This window comes from Agromyces sp. NPDC057865 (genome assembly GCF_042796995.1).
GTDB lineage: Bacteria > Actinomycetota > Actinomycetes > Actinomycetales > Microbacteriaceae > Agromyces.
This window is the reverse complement of record NZ_JBHVMJ010000001.1, coordinates 1,414,333-1,431,320: the sequence shown is the minus strand read 5'-3', so window position 1 is coordinate 1,431,320 and position 16,988 is coordinate 1,414,333. Positions and strand designations below refer to the sequence as shown.

Sequence of the window (16,988 nt, the reverse complement as noted above, 5' to 3'; positions counted from 1 at the left end):
CGCGACGACGAGGCCGGCTCAGATGCCCTGCCAGGCGGGCTTGTTCGCCCACGCGTGGCGGTAGTAGTCGAGGTTCTCGAGCTCGACCGCGGCCGCCTCGTCGACGATCACCGTCGTGTGCGGATGCAGCTGGATCGCCGAGCCCGGCTGGCTCGCCGTGACCGGGCCCTCCACGGCCGCCGCGACGGCGTGCGCCTTGGCCTCGCCGAACGCGAGCAGCACGAGGTGCCGGGCGCGCAGGATCGTGCCGATGCCCTGCGTGATGCAGTGCATGGGCACGTCGTCGGGCGAGTCGAAGAACCGCGCGTTGTCGACGCGGGTCGGCTCGGTGAGGGTCTTCACGCGAGTGAGCGACGCGAGCGAGGATCCGGGCTCGTTGAACCCGATGTGCCCCGTGCGGCCGATGCCGAGGATCTGCAGGTCGACCCCGCCGGCCGCGTCGATCGCGGCCTCGTAGTCGGACCCGGCCGTGCGGATCGTCGCCGGGTCGCCGTTCGGCACCCGCACGAGCTCGGGCGTGAGGCCGAGTGGCTCGACGACCTCGCGCGAGATGACGGAGCGGTAGCTCTCGGGGTGTCCGGCGGGCAGGCCGACGTACTCGTCGAGGGCGAAGCCGCGCACGCCGCGCACGTCGATGCGCTCGCCGGCGATGCGGTCGGCGAGCGCGCGGTAGCTCGCGAGCGGCGTCGAGCCCGTCGCGAGCCCGAGCACGGCGTCGGGCTTCTGCCGGATGAGGGAGACGATCGCGTCGGCCACGAGGGCGCCCGCGGCGTCCTCATCGGCGACGATCACGACTTCGGCCATCGGTGTCCTCCTACGAGGGCGGCACCAACGGCGGCCGCCGGGAATCCTGGTGGGATGACCTGCACGCGAGCGGCGAGGTCGAGGGATGCGAGGAAGGCCGACGATTCGGCCCACCCGTTCAGGATACGGTGCGTCCCACCCAGGAGTTCGCCGCCGAGCGCGGCGAGCCCGCCGCCGATGACCACGTCGTCGACGTCGGTCGTGAGCACGAGCAGTCGCACGGCCGCCGCCACGCCCGTGAGGAACCGTTCGCGCACGTCCACGGCGCGCGAGTCGCCCGCCGTCGCCGCGTCGAAGAGGTCGCGCGCGGGGTGGCGTCCCGTCGTCGGCCAGTCGCGCGCGATCGCCCAGCCCGAGGCGAGGGTCTCGAGGCATCCGCGCTGGCCGCAGCCGCAGGGCTCGCCGGCCGGGTCGACCGGGATGTGGCCGATCTCGCCCGCGACGCCGTGCCCGCCCCTGAGCAGCTTCCCATCGAGCACGATGCCCGCCGCAAGTCCCGTGCCGAGATTGAGGTACGCCATGGAGTGCGTGCGCAGCCCGTCGGCGATGCCGAGCAGGTGGTGGGCGCCGAGCGCCGCCGCCTTCACGTCGTTCTCCACGCGCACGTCGACGCCGAGCCGGTCGGCGAGGCGCGGACCGAGGTCGAGGCCCTCGAGGCCGAGGTTCACCGCGTGGGTGACACGCCCCGTCGAGCTGTCGACCGCGCCGGGGATGCCGATGCCGATCGACGTGAACGCCCCCGGCGCCACGCCCGCGAGCTCGGTCATGCGCTCGACGGTCCGCAGCGCCGTGGCGACGACCTCGTCGGCGCCGAAGCCCGTGGGCATGCGCACCTGGTCGCTGAGCTCGCCGTCGGCGCCGATCGCGACCGCGGCGGTCTTCGTGCCGCCGATGTCGATGCCGAGCCTCATGTCGCGTCCACCGCGACCGGCGCCGGCGCGGATGCCACGACGGCGGGCGCCGCGAGCGTCGCGTCGAGCAGCCTGATGAGCGCCTCCCCCACCAGGCGGGAGGCGCCGAACGTCGCGATGTCGGCGAGCGCACGATCATCCGACGGCCAGCCCATGTCGACGGTCACGACGTCGTCGCGCACGGCCCGCAGCGCGGTGATCGCCTCGACGGCGAACGGATGCCGGTGCAGGTCCTTGCCCACGACGAGCACGGGTCCGCGCAGCGACGCGGGCTCGCTCAGGGGCGTCTCCGCCGAGACGACGACGACGTCCGCGGCATCCGGCCACCGCGCGCCCGCGGTCGCGCCGGTGCCCGCGACCGCGCCGACCGCGAAGGGCCCCCACGGCGCGACGCCGATCGCGATGTTCGCGACCGTGTCGACCCGCACGACGGTGCCGAGCCGGTCGGATGCCGCGAGGCGATCGCGCGCAGCATCCGTCACGTCGAACGCGGCGGCGATGCGGACGAGCTCGCCCGCGTCGTGCACCGGCTCGAGGGAGGCGGACGCGACGGAGGCGGGCAGCGCCGGCGCCGAGGCACCGAGCCCGCGCACGCGCGCGGCGGCCTCGCGGACGCGCTCGGCCGGAAGTCGGCCCGCCGCGACGGCGGCCTCCACGGCCGCCACGATCTCGTCGAGCTGCGCGTCGGTGTTGTCGCTGCCGATGCAGAGCAGGTCGCAGCCGGCGGCGAGGGCGAGCACGGCGGCCTCGGGGATACCGTGCACGCCGCTCGCCCCGTGCATGTCGAGGGCGTCGGTGACGATGACGCCCTCGAACCCCAGCTCCCCGCGGAGCAGGCGTTGCACGATGTGCGGGGAGAGGGTCGCGGGCTGCTCCGCGTCGAGGCGGGGCAGGAGGATGTGGGAGGTCATGATCGTGCGCGTGCCCGCGGCGACGGCCGCGCGGAACGGCACGAGCTCGCGTTCGCGGAGGGTCTCGAGCGCCACGTCGACCACCGGCAGCGCGAGGTGCGAGTCGGTGGCGGTGTCGCCATGCCCCGGGAAGTGCTTCGCGCTCGCGGCGACGCCGGTCGACTGCACGCCGCGCACCCAGGCCGCGGAGTGCCGTGCCGCGAGCGCGGGGTCGGCCCCGAAGCTGCGGACGCCGATCACGGGGTTGTCGGGGTTCGAGTTCACGTCGACGTCGGGCGCGAAGGTGACCGTGCAACCGAGGGCCGCGAGCGCCTCGCCGACCGCGCGGGCGACCCGCTCGGTGAGGTCGACGTCGTCGATCCGGCCGAGCAGCGCGTTGCCCGGGTAGGGCGCGCCGCGGTCGTAGAACAGGCGCGTGACGTCGCCGCCCTCCTCGTCGATGGCGACGACCGCGAGGGGGTTCACCCGCCGGAGCGCGGTGTTGAGTTCGAGGAGCTGCTCGGCCGAGGCGAGGTTCTGCCCGAAGAGGCACACGCCGCCGAGCCCGTCGCGCAGCCGCCGCAGCAGCCACTCGGGCGCCGCCACGCCCGGGAAGCCCGGGAGCAGGGTCGTGAGGATGTCCCGGCGCAGGTCGTCGCCCGCGCCGGTGGGGTGCGGCTCGGTCATCCCTTGACGGCCCCGCTCACGAGTCCGCTCGTCATGCGGCCCTGGACGATGAGGAAGAACACGATGACCGGGATCGCCATGAGGGTCGAGCCCGCCATGATCGCCGCCCAGTTCGTCGTGCCGTTCGCCACGAGGTAGGTGCGCAGCCACACGGGCAGTGTCATCATCTCGGGCCGGGCGTTGAGCACGAGCGCCATGATGAACTCGTTCCAGGCCTGGATGAACCCGAAGACCCCGGTGGCGATGAGGCCGGGCGCGAGCAACGGGAACGTGACCCGCCAGAAGGCGCCTGCCCTGGAGCATCCGTCGATCATCGCGGCCTCCTCGAGCTCGACCGGGACGCCGTTCACGAACCCGCGGAGGGTCCAGATCGTGAACGGCAGCACCGTCGCGATGTACACGATCGTGAGGCCGAGGATGGTGTTGAGCAGGTGCCAGCCGTCGATGACCCGGAAGATCGAGACGATCATCGCCTCGCCCGGGATCATCTGCACGACGAGGATCGTGACGATGAACAGGCGACGGGTCTTGAACCGGAACCGCGTGACCGCGATCGACGCGAGGAACGCGAACACGAGCGCGACGATGACGGTGAGGATCGTGACGACGAGCGAGTTCGCCGCCGCCGGGAGGAACGGCGTGCGACCCGGGTCGAACAGCACGGTCTCGTAGTTGCGGAGGGTGAAGTTGTCGGGCCAGAAGTGGATCTCGGAGCCGCGGATCTCGTTGTTCGGCTGGAACGAGGTGTTCACCATCCAGTAGACGGGGAAGACGAAGATCACGAAGAGCAGGACGGAGAGGGCGCTGAGGAGCCATGTCGTCACGCGACGGCGTCCGCCGCCCGAGCGACGGGCGTCGCGGGTGCGCCCGGTCTCGGCGATGAGTCCGCCGACCTGCTGGCCGGGGGCGACGGTGGCGCTCACAGCTCCTCCTCCTTGGTGACCTGGCGGATGTAGTAGATCGAGATGGACATGAGCAGGATCGCCGTGATGACCGCGATCGCACCGCCCTGGCCGAACTCGCCGCCCGCGATCGAGATCTGGTAGATGTACACGCCCAGGGTGTTGGTGAGGGCGCGGATGCCGCCGATGTCCTGCAGCGCGAAGATCTGCGTGAAGACGCGCAGGTCCCAGATGACCTGCAGGATCGTGACGATCAGGAAGATCGGCTTGAGGTACGGGAAGATGATGAGCCGGAACCGCTTGACGCCGCCGGCGCCGTCGAGCTGCGCGGCCTCGAGCACCTCGTCGGGCACCTGGGTGAGGCCGGCGTAGAGGGTGAACGCCACGAACGGCACGGCACCCCAGACGATGATGATGCCGGCGACGAGGAAGAAGCTCAGCGGGTCGATGAGCCAGGAGTGCTGGAAGTACTGCTCCTGGCCGAACCAGTTCACGAGCACGTAGTTGATGACGCCGTAGGCCGTGTCGAACATCCAGCCCCACACGACGGTGGCGGTGAGGGCGGGCATGGCCCAGGCGAGGAGCATGCCCACCGAGAGGAGCATGCGGAAGGGCTTCGGCAGCCGCACCATCATGAGGGCGACGAGCGTGCCGAGGAGCATGGTGACGACCACGCAGGCGGCCGAGAAGACGAGCGTGCGCACGAGCACGTCGTAGAACACCGGATCGGTGAGGACGTTCACGTAGTTCTCGAACCAGACCCACTCCGGCGGGGCGCCGAAGACCTGGGCGCGTCCGAACTGCTGGAACGACGTGATGATCAGCTGGATGAGCGGCCAGCCCGTGATGAGCGCCAGGATGACGATCGCCGGGCCGAGCAGCGCGTAGGGAGCGAGCCCGCCGCGGCGGCGGCGGCGCGGGCCGGCGGGCTTCGGGTTCGGCGCCAGGAGGCGCTCGCCCTCGAAGGCGCTCGGTGCGGGGTCGAGTCCGCGGTCGACCGTGGTCATGGTGGTGCTCCTGAAGTCGAGGGGTGGGGGCGGGGGATGAGGCCCGCCCCCGGTCCGGATGCGCCGTGTGTGGTCGGCGCGCCCGGGGATGGAGTGCGGTGCGGCGGCGGGAAGGGATCGCCGCCGCACCGCGCGAGCCGGACGGGTCCGACTAGCCGTTGAGGATGGCTTCGATGTCCGTGTCGGCCTGCTCGGCGAGCGCCTTCACGTCACCACCCTGCGCGATGTTCACGAAGAGGTCCTGCAGGATGCCCGCGGCCTCGACGTCGGCCCACTTCGGCGACGCCGGGGTGAGCTTCGCGTTGCCCGCGGCCGCCGCGATCGCCTGGGCGACCTCGTCGGTGCCGAGGGTCTTGGCGAGCGAGAGCTTGGCCGGCACGAGGCCGTTCTCGCCGTAGATCGTCTGGAACTCGTCCGAGAGGATGATCTCCAGCGCCTTCACCGCGAGTTCGGGGTGCGCCGACTTGGCCGACACGCCGATGTTCGAGCCGCCGGCGAAGACCTGCGCCGCGCCGCCGTCCTTGCCCGGGAGGGCGTAGACGCCGAGGTTGGCCTCCTGGTCGGGGCAGCCGGGCGCCTCGGCGTCGGCCGGGGCGAGGATCGACCACTTGACCCAGCTCGGGGCCGACAGCTGCAGCGTGGTGCCGTCGCAGAAGCCGACCTCGGGGCTCGTCTCGTTGCCGTCCTTCGGAGCGCGCGAGGCGTTCGTCATGACCTGCTGCACCTGCTCGAGACCGGCGATCGACTCGTCGGAGCTCAGCTGCGCGTCCCACTCCTCACCGTCGGGAACCGCGACCTCGCCGCCGTTCTCCCAGATGTAGGGCAGGGCGTTGTACCAGTCCTGGCCGGGCCACCAGATGCCCGACTTGCCGGGGTTGTCCGCCGCGAGCTTCTCGCCGTTGGCGATGTAGTCGTCGAGCGTCGTCGGGACCGCGAGGCCCGACGCGGCGAGCGCGTCCTTCTTGTAGAACACGAGGCGGGCGCCCGAGTAGAGCGGGGCCGCGTAGAACTTGCCGTCGTACGAACCGGCCTCGACGAAGCCGGGGAGCAGGTCGTCGCCGCCCAGCTGGTCGTAGTACTCGGTCAGGTCGAGGAACGCGCCGGCCGACGTGAACGCCGACGCCTGCGTGTTGCCGACCTCGACGACGTCGGGGCTGTCCGAGCCGGAGAGGCTCGTGGTGAGGCGGTCGACGAGGCCGTCCCACGACTGCTCCTCGATGACGAGGGTCGAGCCGGGGTTCTCCTCCTCGAACGTGTCGATGAGGTACTGACGCGCCTCGTCGGGCGTGTCGGTGCCGACCAGCCAGACGCGGATCTCGGCGCCCTCGTCCGAGGCTCCGCTGCCTCCGGAGGCGCAACCGGCGAGGGTGAGCGCAGCCGCGGCGCCGAGCGCCACGATGCCGAGTTTCCTCATTTGTCGATTCCTTTCATGGGGTGGAGGGAAGCAGCGGGGGTTCGCTGTGCCCTTGGTGCGTTGGAGTCCCTCACGAGACCCCGAGTTGTCCGGACAGGACCATGACGGCCGCGCCGCGGAGGACGATGTCCTCCGCCTGCTCGGTCATCCGGAGCCTCAGATCACGGTTGTGTTCCGCCATCGTCCGCATCCGGAGCGTGTCGACGGTCGCCTCGTGGAGCGGACCGTCGAGCAGTTCCGCGGGGCCGCTGAGCACGACCTCCGACAGGTTCAGGGCCCCGACCACCGGGGCGAGCACGATCCCGAGCCGGCGGCCGGCCTCGTGCAGGATCTCGTCGCGAGCGGATGCCGCGCCGGGCGACTCGGGGTCGATCGCGTCGAGCTGGGCGGTGAGCCTCGGCACGGCGAGCCAGGCCTCGAGGCATCCGTCCTTGCCGCACGCGCAGCGCGGGCCGCCGTCGGTGCCGACGACGACGTGGCCGATCTCGCCCGCGGCGAAGCCGCCGCCGATCACCGGCCGGCCGCCGACGATGAGGCCCGCGCCGACACCGTGCCCGATCTTCACGAGGAGCAGGTCGTCGAGCGGCGTGGCGCCGTGCTCGGCGAGCACCGCGACGTTGGCGTCGTTCGCGACGTGCACCGGCACGCCGAACTCGCGCTGCAGGCGGGCCTGGAGGGCGACGTCGTTCCAGCCGAGGTTCGGGGCGGAGCGCACGACGCCGAGCGGGTCGACGACACCGGGCGAGCCCACGCCGATGCCGAGCACCGGCGTGGTCGCGGCGGCGAGCAGCCGGCGCACGAGCTCGACGACGAGCTCGACGGCGTAGTCGCCGCTCGCGCCGTCGCAGGCGACCTCGTCACGGGCCACGATGCCGCCGTCGAGGTCGACGACCGCACCGAGGAACCGCTGGTGCTCCGAGAGGTCGACGCCGACGATCTGGAACGCGCCGCGGTCGACGTCGATGAGGGTCGCGGGCTTGCCGGGGCGGGCGTCCTCGCGCTGGCCGAGCTCGATCACGAGGCCCTCGGCGATGAGCTCGGCGACCAGGTCGGACACCGTGACCCGGGTCAGCCCGGTCTCGCGCGCGACATCCGCCCGGCTGCGCGCGCCCGACGTATAGAGCGTCTGCAGCACCAACGCACGGTTGTGGCTGCGCGCGTGCTCGGGGAGCACCTTGCCGGTGGGGCGCAGGGCCCGCGACCGGGTGAAGATCGGGGCGTCGACGAACGGCACGGTGAGCACGTCGCCACCGGCCTGGTGGGGGGTGCCGGCCTCGATGGGGCCTCGTTGCGCGTCCGTCGTCACGTTTGTTAGTAAAGCTTACGAACAAACCAGATGCAAGCTTCGTATGCCGCTTGGCATCGGTGTTACCGACTTGTGACCTGGGGCCGTCAGCGGGCGGATGCCGCGGGCACCGGCGCCGCGGGTGCCGGCGCCTTCGCGTCGAGGCGTCCGCCGATGGCGCGCAGCGCCGCGAGGATCGTGGCGAGGTCGACGACCTCCTGCAGCAGGGCGCCCACGGTCGCGGGGATGACGCCGAACGCCGCGACGATCATGAGCGCGACGCTCACGATGATCCCGAGCCAGATGCTCTGCAGCGCGATGCGCACGGTGTCCCGGCCGATCTCGACGGCCTTCGCCGTGCGCGAGATGTCGTCGACGAGGATCACCGCCGACGCGGACTCGCTCGCCGCGGTCGCGCCCTTCGCCCCCATCGCGATGCCGACGTCCGCCGCGGCGAGCACGGGCGCGTCGTTGACGCCGTCCCCCACCATGATCACGGGCCGCTCGGCGATGCCCGCGACCTCCTGCACCTTGTCGGCGGGGAGGCAGTCGGCGCGCACGCGCGTGATGCCGAGTTCGGCGGCGATGTGGTCGGCGGTCGCCTGCGCGTCCCCGGTGAGCATCATCGTCTGGTGCACGCCGAGCTCGTCGAGCCGCTCGAGCGTCGTGCGGGCGTTGTCGCGCAGGCGGTCGCTCGCGAGAAGGGCGCCGGCGAAGCGGCCGTCGATCGCCACGTACACGGCGAGCTCACCCGGCGCGATGGGCGTGCGCGCGGCATCCGGTGCATGCTCGGCGACGAAGCGGAACTTGCCGACCACGACCTCGCGGCCGCCGACGCGCGCCTGCACGCCGTTCGTGGCGGCCTCGCGCGCCCACTCCGCCTCGCCGAGGCGCAGTCCGCGGTCGTGCGCGGCGGCGATGATCGACGTCGCGAGCACGTGCGACGAGTACTGCTCGGCGGACGCGACGGCCGTGAGCAGTTCGTCCTCGCCGAACCCGTTCTCGGGGCGGATCGCCACGAGCGTCGGCGACCCGTGGGTGAGCGTGCCGGTCTTGTCGAACACGGCGGTCCTCGCCGACGACAGCTGCTCGAGCACGCCGCCGCCCTTCACGATCACGCCGTTGCGCGCGGCCCGGCTCATGCCGCCGATGAACGCCACGGGCGCGGCGATGAGGAGCGGACACGGGGTGGCGAGCACGAGCACCTCGGCGAACCGCACGGGATCGCCCGAGATCCACCAGGCGACGCCGGCGAGCGCGAGCGAGAACACCGTGAACGGTACGGCGTAGCGGTCGGCGAGCCGCACGACCGGCGCCTTCGACGCCGCGGCCTCGGTGACGAGGGCGACGATCTGCTGGTACTGGCTGTCGGCGGCCGTCGCCGTCGCGACGACCTCGACCGCGACCTGGCCGTTCACCGAGCCGCTCAGCACGGCGTCGCCCGCCACCTTCTCGACGGGCACGCTTTCGCCCGTGATCGAGGACTCGTCGACCGCGGCCTCCGCAGAGCGCATCGTCGCGTCCACGGGCACGATCTCGCTCGGGCGCACGAGCAGCACGTCGCCCGGGCGGACCTCGTCCGCGCGGACCTCGACGATCTCGTCGCCCTCCATGCGGTGCGCGAGCTGCGGCGCCCGGGTGAGCAGGGCGTCGAGCTCGCGCTTGGCGCGCCGGTTGGCGTAGTCCTCGAGCGCCTCGCCGCCCGTCAGCATGAGCACGACGAGGAGCGCCGCGACGTATTCCCCCACGAGCACCGTGGCGACGATGGCGGTGACCGCGAGGATGTCGAGGCCCCAGTGCCCGCGCAGGATGTCGCGCACCATGCCGACCGCCTGCCAGGCCGCGATCGCGAGCGCGTAGCCGCTGAAGATCCACGGCACGGCCGCGCCGGCACCGGTGAGCGCGAGCACGATCCCGAGCAGCCCGATCGCGAGCGTGAGCGTCACGACCCAGTAGCGGCGGGCGATCCGGAGGAGGCGACCCATGCCTCCCATCCTGCCCGCCGTGGGCCCGATGCGGGCGCCGGCCCTCCCCACGCCGTGCGCAATTCAGGTCGCGACCTGCGTGTCGCACCCCGAGCGCCGCGTGTCGGGCCGACACGCCGCGGCCGGCCTGAATTGCACACATCCGCGAACGACATTGGGGCGAGGCCGGGCGGATGCCGCGGACCCCGGGTATGGCGAAGGGGCCGGATGCCGCGGCATCCGACCCCTTCGACCGGTGGGGCGAACGGCGACTAGGCCGCCAGGCGCGCCTTGAGGTTGTCGCTCAGCGTCTGGAGGAACTCCTCCGTCGTCTGGTACGGCTGCTCGGGGCCGACGAGGAGCGCGAGGTCCTTGGTCATGGCGCCCGACTCGACGGTCGTGATCACGACGTCCTCGAGGGTGTGCGAGAAGTCGATGAGCTCCTGGTTGCCGTCGAGCTTGCCGCGGTGCGACAGGCCGCGCGTCCACGCGTAGATCGAGGCGATCGGGTTCGTCGAGGTGGGCTTGCCCTGCTGGTGCTGGCGGTAGTGGCGCGTGACCGTGCCGTGGGCCGCCTCGGCCTCGACGACCTTGCCGTCGGGCGTGGCCAGCACGGAGGTCATGAGGCCCAGCGAGCCGAAGCCCTGTGCGACGGTGTCGGACTGCACGTCGCCGTCGTAGTTCTTGCAGGCCCAGACGTAGCCGCCCTCCCACTTGAGTGAGGCGGCGACCATGTCGTCGATGAGGCGGTGCTCGTAGGTGAGGCCCGCGGCGTCGAACTTCTCCTTGAACTCGGTGTCGAAGACCTCCTGGAACAGGTCCTTGAAGCGGCCGTCGTAGGCCTTCAGGATCGTGTTCTTCGTCGAGAGGTACACCGGGTAGTTGCGGTCGAGGCCGTAGTTGAGCGAGGCGCGCGCGAAGTCCTTGATGGACTCGTCGAGGTTGTACATGCCCATCGCGACGCCCGAGCCCGGCGACTGGAAGACCTCGAACGACTGCGGCTCCGAGCCGTCCTTCGGGGTGAAGGTCATCGTGAGCGTGCCCTCGCCCTCGAAGCGGAAGTCGGTGGCGCGGTACTGGTCGCCGAACGCGTGGCGGCCGACGATGATCGGCTTGTTCCAGCCGGGCACGAGCCGCGGGATGTTCGAGATGATGATCGGCTCGCGGAAGATCACGCCGCCGAGGATGTTGCGGATGGTGCCGTTGGGCGAGCGCCACATCTTCTTGAGGCCGAACTCCTCGACGCGGGCCTCGTCGGGCGTGATGGTCGCGCACTTGACGCCGACGCCGTGCTTCTGGATGGCGTGCGCCGCGTCGATCGTGATCTGGTCGTCGGTCTCGTCGCGCTTCTGGATCGAGAGGTCGTAGTACTCGAGGTTCACGTCGAGGTACGGGTGGATGAGCTGGTCCTTGATGGCCTGCCAGATGATGCGGGTCATCTCGTCGCCGTCGAGCTCGACGACCGTGCCTTCAACCTTGATCTTGGACAAGTTGAGTTCTCCTTGGATCTCTCGTGGGGAATGAGGAAGTCTCGTGGGCGGACACGCCGCCTGCCAGCTTACCGCGTCGCGTGAATATCTCGACATCGAGACAACTCACGGCATCGGTGCAGCTCGCAGGCACCCGTCCGCAAGCTCTGCTACCTGACCCGGGCCGCCACGGGTTAGCCTTAGCGGCATGGCTAATCTGCGACTCGAAGAACTGAACGCGACGAACATCGTGGCCGCGAACAACCTGTCGCTGAAGCCCGGGCAGGAGCAGTTCATCGCCCCGGTCACCTACGCCGCCGAGGCCTCGGTCGTGAACCCCGACACCGCATGGCAGCGCGTCGCCCTCTCCGAGGAGCGCGTCGTCGGGTTCATCCACGGCAACTTCGACCCCGAGAACGTCCACGAGGAGTTCCGCGCCTGCATCTGGCGTATCAACGTCGACGCCGAGGTCCAGGGCAAGGGCGTCGGCCGCTTCCTCGCGCACGCCCTCGCCGAGGAGGCCAAGCGCCGCGGCTTCGACCGCATCACGGTGCTGTGGGAGCCGGGCGCCGAGGGCCCCGGCGAGTTCTTCCACCGCATCGGCTTCCAGGACGTCGGCGAGACGCAGTACGGCGACGTGATCGGCGCCCTCGCGCTCTGAGCCGGCCAGCACCCGGTCGAACCGAACCCAGCCGACGGATGCCGCAGGGCCCACGGATGCCGCAGCCTGCTGCCGCACGTCGGGCTCCCGAGCCGCCGGCGGGCTTCGTCGAGGCCGTGCTCGCCGTCGTCGACGACATCCCGCCGGGATGCGTCGCGACGTACGGCGACGTCGCCGCGATCCTCGGGTCGCGCGGCGCGCGCGCCGTCGGGCAGGTCATGGCCAGGTACGGCTCGGATGCCCCGTGGTGGCGCGTCGTGCGCGCGGGCGGTCGTCCGCCGTCGGGGCACGCCGCCTCGGCGCGTCCGCACTACGACGCCGAGGGGACGCCGCTCGTCGCGACGACCGACGAGGACGGCTACCGCATCGTCATCGCCGCGTGCCGCTGGCGGCCGTGACGCCGGTCAGTCCCCGTCGAGCGGCTGGCCGAGCGGGATCCGCACGGTGAGGGTCGTGCCCGCCCCTTCGGGGCTGTCGACGTCGAGCGTGCCGCCGACCGCGTCGACGCGGTCGGAGACGCCGAGCATGCCCGTTCCCTTGTCGAGGGATGCCCCGCCGACGCCGTTGTCGCGCACCACGAGCTCGAGGTCGTCGCCCTCGACGTAGGCGCGCACCCACGCCCGGCTCGCGCCGGAGTGCTTCGCCACGTTCGCGAGGGCCTCGGAGAGCACGAAGTACGCCGTCGACTCGATGAGCTCGGGCAGGCGCCCCTCGGCCTGCACGCTGACCTCGACGGGCACCGGGCAGCGCCCGGCGAGCTCGGGCACGGCGAGCGCGAGCCCGCCCGACGAGAGCAGGCTCGGGTGGATGCCGTGGGCGAGTTCGCGCAGCTCGCGCAGCGCCATGTTCAGCATCTGGATCGTGCCCTCGAGCTCGGTCGCGAGCTCCAGCTCGTCGGTGTCGCGGGCCTCGTTCGCCGCGAGCCGCAGGCGCATGCCGAGGGACACGAGGTGCTGCTGCGCGCCGTCGTGCAGGTCGCGCTCGATGCGCCGCCGCGCCTCGACGCCCGCCTCGACGATGCGCTGGCGGGACTGGCGGACCTGCTCGAGCGTGCGCTCGATCTCGGAGCGCAGCCGTCCGTTGTCGACCGAGAGCCGGAGAGCGCTCGACACGCCGTCGAGGAGGCGGGAGTTGTCGGTGAGCACGCGGTCGTGCCGGATGAGCGCGATCGGGGCGCCGAGGGGCGACGCGACGGGGAGGATGCTGTGGCTGCCCCGGGGGTCGGCGTCCGCCGCGTCGATGGGCGTGCCCGCGGCATCCGCGTACCGGCCCTTCTCCTCGTCCCACCAGTAGACGCGCACCGACGCGTCGCGCAGGGTGCGGGCCAGCGACTCGGCCCAGAGACCTCGGTCGGCGCCCTCACGCGTGATGCGCATGAGGTCGGCGACGCGGGCGCGCATGTTGCGCGTGTGCGCCACGCCGGCGTCGAAGCACACGGGGATCGACGCCATCGCGATGAGCGAGACGGTGGCGAGCACGGTGTCGGCCGTGCTCTGCACCGCATAGGTCACCGCCTGCGCGGCGAGCGTCGTCGCCCACGCGAAGAGCGCCAGTGGCATGAGGAACGCGACCGTGCGCGCCGGCACGCTGCCGCGCACCCAGCGCACGAGCAGCCGGGCGGCGATGATGAGCGCGAGCGCGCCGCCGACCATGCGGTAGCCGATGTCGATGAGTGCGAAGAGCGTCGGGGCGTCGGCGACCTGGTAGGGGTTCGGCGCGACGCAGCCGCACGACACGTTCTCGGGGGTCGCGAGCAGCACGACGGCGAGGAAGTTCACGACCGTGGCGACGAGCGCGATGCCGGCGATCCATCGGTCGAAGCGGTCGCTGAGGTAGCCCTTCGGGTAGACCATCACGAGGATGCCGGCGACGACGGCCCAGCCGAGGTCGACGCCGCGCACGATGGGCCAGAGCCAGTCGATGCCGCCGATGACCCAGTAGATCGACTGCGGGATCCACAGCACCACGAACGTCACCATGAGCCGCGCGGGCACGGGCGTCGGGGCGGTGCGCCACGCGACGCCGGCGCACGCGGCGAAGACGAGCGGCACGACGGTGTGCAGGGTCGTGTACGAGACCTCGGGGCGCTCGCCGGCGGGCGTCGCCATGAATCCGGCGATCTCCATCCACAGGCTCAACGCGATGACCGCGACGATGATCGCGGTGCGCCTGGCGATCCGGCCTCTGCGGCCGGAGGCCATCACCGTTCGCCGAGGAGCGTGAGCACGGCGAGCACGCGGCGGTGATGCTCGGGCGACTCCTCGAGGTCGAGCTTCTGCAGGATGCTCCGCACATGCGTCTCGACCGTCTTCAGGCCGAGGAACAGCGTCTGGGCGATGCCGCCGTTGGAGTAGCCCTGCGCCATGAGCTCGAGCACCGATCGCTCCCGCTCGGTGAGGCGCGACAGCGGGTCGTCGGCGCGGGTGCGCTTCACGAGCTGCTCGACCACCTCGGGGTCGACCACGGAACCGCCCGACGCGACCGTCTCGACGGCGCGCACGAGCGTCTGCGGCTCGGACACGCGCTCCTTCAGCAGGTAGCCCGTGCCGCTGCCGGCGCCCATGACGCGCAGCGCGTACTCGGGCGTCGCGTACATCGACAGCAGCAGGACGCCGATCGTGGACCCGCTCTCGCGGATCTGCTCGAGGGCGACGATGCCCTCGTCGCGGTGGCTCGGCGGCATCCGGATGTCGAGGACGGCGACGTCGATGCCGCCCTCGCTCACCACTTCGAGCAGTTCATCGCCGGTGCCGACCGAGGCCACGACCTCGATGCCACCGCCTTCGAGGACCTTCGCGATACCCTCGCGCAGCAGGAGCGCGTCGTCCGCGATCGCGACGCGCAGGGGTCGTGCGTCGTTCATCGCACCTCCGTCCGAAGGCAGGGGCGACCGTTCGGGGGACGCCACCCGCCTGTGCCGACTGTATCGCGTCCGCCGCAGGCGCGGTTTCACCCAGTTCTGGGGGTTGATCCGCGTGTTTCCGCCGCGGGCGGCACTCAGGACGGGCACGAGCGGACGTTCAGGGGCAGCCCGCACGCATTCGGGGTGACCGCCCGGATCCGGCTGCGGCGGCCTCCGAGCAGCATCGAGGGCATGTCCACGATCGACCGGGTACGGGTGAAGGGCTGGGTGGTGCGCTACTTCCCGCTCGAGGTGCTCGGCACGATCGCCGCGCTGGTCGCGGCCTGGGCGGCGTACGAGGCATCCGGCTCGCTCGCGATCGCCGCGATCGCCGGGTCACTCGGCGAGAGCGTCGGGTACTACGCGCTCGTGGTCGTGCGATCGGCGCGCGGCCACGCGGCATCCGCCCGCGTCCGCCTGCTGCCGGGCATCGCACGCCGCGCCTGGGCCACCACGTGGCTCACCGCGCGATCGGTCGCCGCCGAGTTCGGCCCGGCCGAGCTCGTGGACACCGTCCTCGTGCGGCCCGCGCTGCTGTGGGCCGCGTCCGCGATCTGGGGCGCCGCCCCGGTCGCCTGGCTCGTCGGCAAGCTCGCCGCCGACGTCGTGTTCTACACGGTCGCGATCGCCTCCTTCGAGACCGGTCGCCGCATCATCCTCCCCGACGGCGGGCGGTCCTCCGAGGCATCCGCCGCCGCCCTCCTCTCCGAACCCCAGCGTGAAGGGGCACTGCGATGACCACCACGATCGCGGAACGGACCCGGCGCATCGCCGAGCGTGCCGCCCGCACCACCAGGACCGAACCCGACGCGACCCCGCTCGAGCAGCCGACGCACCGCGAGGAGGTGCGGCGCGAGCTCGCCGCCTACGCCGCGCGCGTGCGGGTGACCGACCTCGTGCGCGAGCACGGCAGCCCGTTGTTCGTGCTCGACGTCGACCGCGTGACGACGCAGCTGCTCGCGCTCCGCCGCGAGCTGCCCGGCGTGCAGATCCACTTCGCGACGAAGTCGCTCCCCCACCCCGCCGTGATCCGCGCCGTCGACGCCTTCGGGGCGACCTTCGAGGTCGCGTCGCGCGGCGAGATCGACCTGCTCGAGCGCGAGGGCGTCGCGATCGAGCAGTGCCTGCACACGCACCCGGTGAAGACCGTGGCCGACATCACGGGCGCGTACCTCCGCGGCATCCGCACCTTCGTCGTCGACAGCCACTCGGAGGTCGGCAAGTTCCGCGGGCTCCCCGCCGACGTCGCCGTGCTCGTGCGGCTCTCGTTCCCCAACCCGGCGGTCACGTGCGACCTCTCGTCGAAGTTCGGCGTCGCGCCCGAGGAGGCCGACGCACTCGTCGCGCATTGCCTGCGCGCCGGGCTCCGCGTCGCCGGGTTCACGTTCCACGTCGGCAGCCAGACGGTCTCGGCGCGGCCGTGGATGCGCGCCATCCACCGCACGCTCGGGCTCATGCGACGCCTCGAGCACGCGCACGGCATCCGGTTCGACACGCTCGACATCGGCGGCGGCTTCCCGATCGCCTACGACGAGCCCGTGCCGGCGTTCGCCGACCTCGCACGCGGCATCCGCTCGGCCCTGGCGGCCGCGCCTTCGCGCTATCGCATCCTCGTCGAGCCGGGCCGCTTCGTCTCGGCGCCCGCGATGATGCTCGCGACGCGCGTCGTCGGCACGACCGAGCGGGCCGACGGCGCGTGGGCCTACCTCGACGACGGCGTCTACGGCGCGTACTCGAACATCCCGTCGGAGCAGACGCATCCGCTCGTCTTCGCCGCGGCCGAGCTCGACGCGCAGCCCGTGCGCGAGCCCGAGCGGGCGCGCGTCGAGCGGCGGCTGCGGGCGCGCCGGCACCGCCCGGTCACCCTCGCGGGACCGACCTGCGACAGCCTCGACGTCATCGCCAGGGACATGCCGCTGCCCACGCTGCGGGCGGGCGACCTGCTGGTCAGCCCCATGATGGGCGCCTACACGCTCGCCACGGCGACGGGCTTCAACGGCTTCGCGCCGACGCCCGTCGTCGTGGTGCCGGCGTGAGCGGATGCCGCGGGCCGGCGCCAGCGCGCCCCGCATGACCTGAGCGGATGCCGCGA

The 16,988-nt window shown here is 72.0% G+C and carries 15 protein-coding genes; 4 read left to right on the top strand and 11 right to left on the bottom strand.

The annotated features are described in order from the left end of the window. Window positions 1-18: 18 nt before the first annotated feature. From nagB to ACFVN5_RS06740, 9 genes are all read right to left on the bottom strand, one after another. The gene (nagB, locus tag ACFVN5_RS06780) at window positions 19-804 is read right to left on the bottom strand and encodes a glucosamine-6-phosphate deaminase (RefSeq protein ID WP_376954085.1); all 786 of its coding nucleotides are present in this window, start codon (window positions 802-804) and stop codon (window positions 19-21) included. Beyond that, entirely contained in the window at window positions 789-1,715 is a 927-nt protein-coding gene (locus ACFVN5_RS06775; protein WP_376954084.1) for an ROK family protein, read from the bottom strand. The genes nagB and ACFVN5_RS06775 overlap by 16 nt, the downstream gene beginning before the upstream one ends. Beyond that, complete coding sequence (locus ACFVN5_RS06770) at window positions 1,712-3,292, bottom strand: glycoside hydrolase family 3 protein (protein ID WP_376954083.1); 1,581 nt, start codon at window positions 3,290-3,292, stop codon at window positions 1,712-1,714. Before ACFVN5_RS06770 ends, ACFVN5_RS06775 begins: the two co-directional genes overlap by 4 nt. Continuing rightward, a complete protein-coding gene (locus ACFVN5_RS06765; RefSeq protein WP_376954082.1) occupies window positions 3,289-4,215 on the bottom strand; it encodes a carbohydrate ABC transporter permease in 927 nt (308 codons plus the stop codon). Before ACFVN5_RS06765 ends, ACFVN5_RS06770 begins: the two co-directional genes overlap by 4 nt. Next, the gene (locus ACFVN5_RS06760; protein WP_376954081.1) at window positions 4,212-5,201 is read right to left on the bottom strand and encodes a carbohydrate ABC transporter permease; all 990 of its coding nucleotides are present in this window, start codon (window positions 5,199-5,201) and stop codon (window positions 4,212-4,214) included. The genes ACFVN5_RS06765 and ACFVN5_RS06760 overlap by 4 nt, the downstream gene beginning before the upstream one ends. A gap of 151 nt (window positions 5,202-5,352) precedes the next feature. Then, window positions 5,353-6,615, bottom strand: coding sequence for an extracellular solute-binding protein (locus ACFVN5_RS06755; RefSeq protein WP_376954080.1), 1,263 nt, complete (start codon window positions 6,613-6,615; stop codon window positions 5,353-5,355). A gap of 70 nt (window positions 6,616-6,685) precedes the next feature. Then, window positions 6,686-7,858, bottom strand: a complete 1,173-nt coding sequence (locus tag ACFVN5_RS06750) for an ROK family transcriptional regulator (protein ID WP_376954332.1) — start codon at window positions 7,856-7,858, stop codon at window positions 6,686-6,688. A gap of 149 nt (window positions 7,859-8,007) precedes the next feature. Next, the gene (locus tag ACFVN5_RS06745) at window positions 8,008-9,885 is read right to left on the bottom strand and encodes a heavy metal translocating P-type ATPase (protein WP_376954078.1); all 1,878 of its coding nucleotides are present in this window, start codon (window positions 9,883-9,885) and stop codon (window positions 8,008-8,010) included. Between the two features lie 251 nt (window positions 9,886-10,136). Further along, on the bottom strand, window positions 10,137-11,354 hold the full coding sequence (locus tag ACFVN5_RS06740; RefSeq protein ID WP_376954076.1) for an NADP-dependent isocitrate dehydrogenase: 1,218 nt from the start codon (window positions 11,352-11,354) through the stop codon (window positions 10,137-10,139). A gap of 187 nt (window positions 11,355-11,541) precedes the next feature. Here ACFVN5_RS06740 and ACFVN5_RS06735 point away from each other — a divergent pair, with 187 nt between their 5' ends. Beyond that, on the top strand, window positions 11,542-11,994 hold the full coding sequence (locus ACFVN5_RS06735) for a GNAT family N-acetyltransferase (RefSeq protein ID WP_376954074.1): 453 nt from the start codon (window positions 11,542-11,544) through the stop codon (window positions 11,992-11,994). 56 nt (window positions 11,995-12,050) lie between these two features. Then, window positions 12,051-12,392: an MGMT family protein gene (locus ACFVN5_RS06730; RefSeq protein ID WP_376954073.1), complete on the top strand. Its 342-nt coding sequence runs from the start codon at window positions 12,051-12,053 to the stop codon at window positions 12,390-12,392. Between the two features lie 6 nt (window positions 12,393-12,398). Here ACFVN5_RS06730 and ACFVN5_RS06725 read toward each other — a convergent pair whose 3' ends face one another. Together ACFVN5_RS06725 and ACFVN5_RS06720 are read right to left on the bottom strand one after the other, a co-directional pair. Next, window positions 12,399-14,195, bottom strand: coding sequence for a histidine kinase (locus ACFVN5_RS06725; RefSeq protein WP_376954071.1), 1,797 nt, complete (start codon window positions 14,193-14,195; stop codon window positions 12,399-12,401). Further along, window positions 14,195-14,857 carry a response regulator gene (locus tag ACFVN5_RS06720; RefSeq protein ID WP_376954070.1) on the bottom strand — a complete coding sequence of 221 codons (663 nt, stop codon included), beginning with the start codon at window positions 14,855-14,857 and terminating at the stop codon, window positions 14,195-14,197. The genes ACFVN5_RS06725 and ACFVN5_RS06720 overlap by 1 nt, the downstream gene beginning before the upstream one ends. A gap of 231 nt (window positions 14,858-15,088) precedes the next feature. Here ACFVN5_RS06720 and ACFVN5_RS06715 point away from each other — a divergent pair, with 231 nt between their 5' ends. Next, window positions 15,089-15,634: a hypothetical protein gene (locus ACFVN5_RS06715; RefSeq protein ID WP_376954068.1), complete on the top strand. Its 546-nt coding sequence runs from the start codon at window positions 15,089-15,091 to the stop codon at window positions 15,632-15,634. Beyond that, a complete protein-coding gene (locus ACFVN5_RS06710; protein WP_376954066.1) occupies window positions 15,631-16,932 on the top strand; it encodes a type III PLP-dependent enzyme in 1,302 nt (433 codons plus the stop codon). Before ACFVN5_RS06715 ends, ACFVN5_RS06710 begins: the two co-directional genes overlap by 4 nt. Window positions 16,933-16,988 lie beyond the last annotated feature (56 nt).

Excerpts from the sequence above, each read along its gene's own strand:
- ACFVN5_RS06735 (WP_376954074.1), top strand. The coding sequence starts at position 11,542 with ATGGCTAATCTGCGACTCGAAGAACTGAACGCGACGAACATCGTGGCC.
- ACFVN5_RS06730 (WP_376954073.1), top strand. The coding sequence starts at position 12,051 with ATGCCGCAGCCTGCTGCCGCACGTCGGGCTCCCGAGCCGCCGGCGGGC.
- ACFVN5_RS06710 (WP_376954066.1), top strand. The coding sequence starts at position 15,631 with ATGACCACCACGATCGCGGAACGGACCCGGCGCATCGCCGAGCGTGCC.
- ACFVN5_RS06745 (WP_376954078.1), bottom strand. The coding sequence starts at position 9,885 with ATGGGTCGCCTCCTCCGGATCGCCCGCCGCTACTGGGTCGTGACGCTC.
- ACFVN5_RS06755 (WP_376954080.1), bottom strand. The coding sequence starts at position 6,615 with ATGAGGAAACTCGGCATCGTGGCGCTCGGCGCCGCGGCTGCGCTCACC.
- ACFVN5_RS06715 (WP_376954068.1), top strand. The coding sequence starts at position 15,089 with ATGTCCACGATCGACCGGGTACGGGTGAAGGGCTGGGTGGTGCGCTAC.
- nagB (WP_376954085.1), bottom strand. The coding sequence starts at position 804 with ATGGCCGAAGTCGTGATCGTCGCCGATGAGGACGCCGCGGGCGCCCTC.
- ACFVN5_RS06725 (WP_376954071.1), bottom strand. The coding sequence starts at position 14,195 with ATGGCCTCCGGCCGCAGAGGCCGGATCGCCAGGCGCACCGCGATCATC.
- ACFVN5_RS06770 (WP_376954083.1), bottom strand. The coding sequence starts at position 3,292 with ATGACCGAGCCGCACCCCACCGGCGCGGGCGACGACCTGCGCCGGGAC.
- ACFVN5_RS06760 (WP_376954081.1), bottom strand. The coding sequence starts at position 5,201 with ATGACCACGGTCGACCGCGGACTCGACCCCGCACCGAGCGCCTTCGAG.
- ACFVN5_RS06775 (WP_376954084.1), bottom strand. The coding sequence starts at position 1,715 with ATGAGGCTCGGCATCGACATCGGCGGCACGAAGACCGCCGCGGTCGCG.
- ACFVN5_RS06720 (WP_376954070.1), bottom strand. The coding sequence starts at position 14,857 with ATGAACGACGCACGACCCCTGCGCGTCGCGATCGCGGACGACGCGCTC.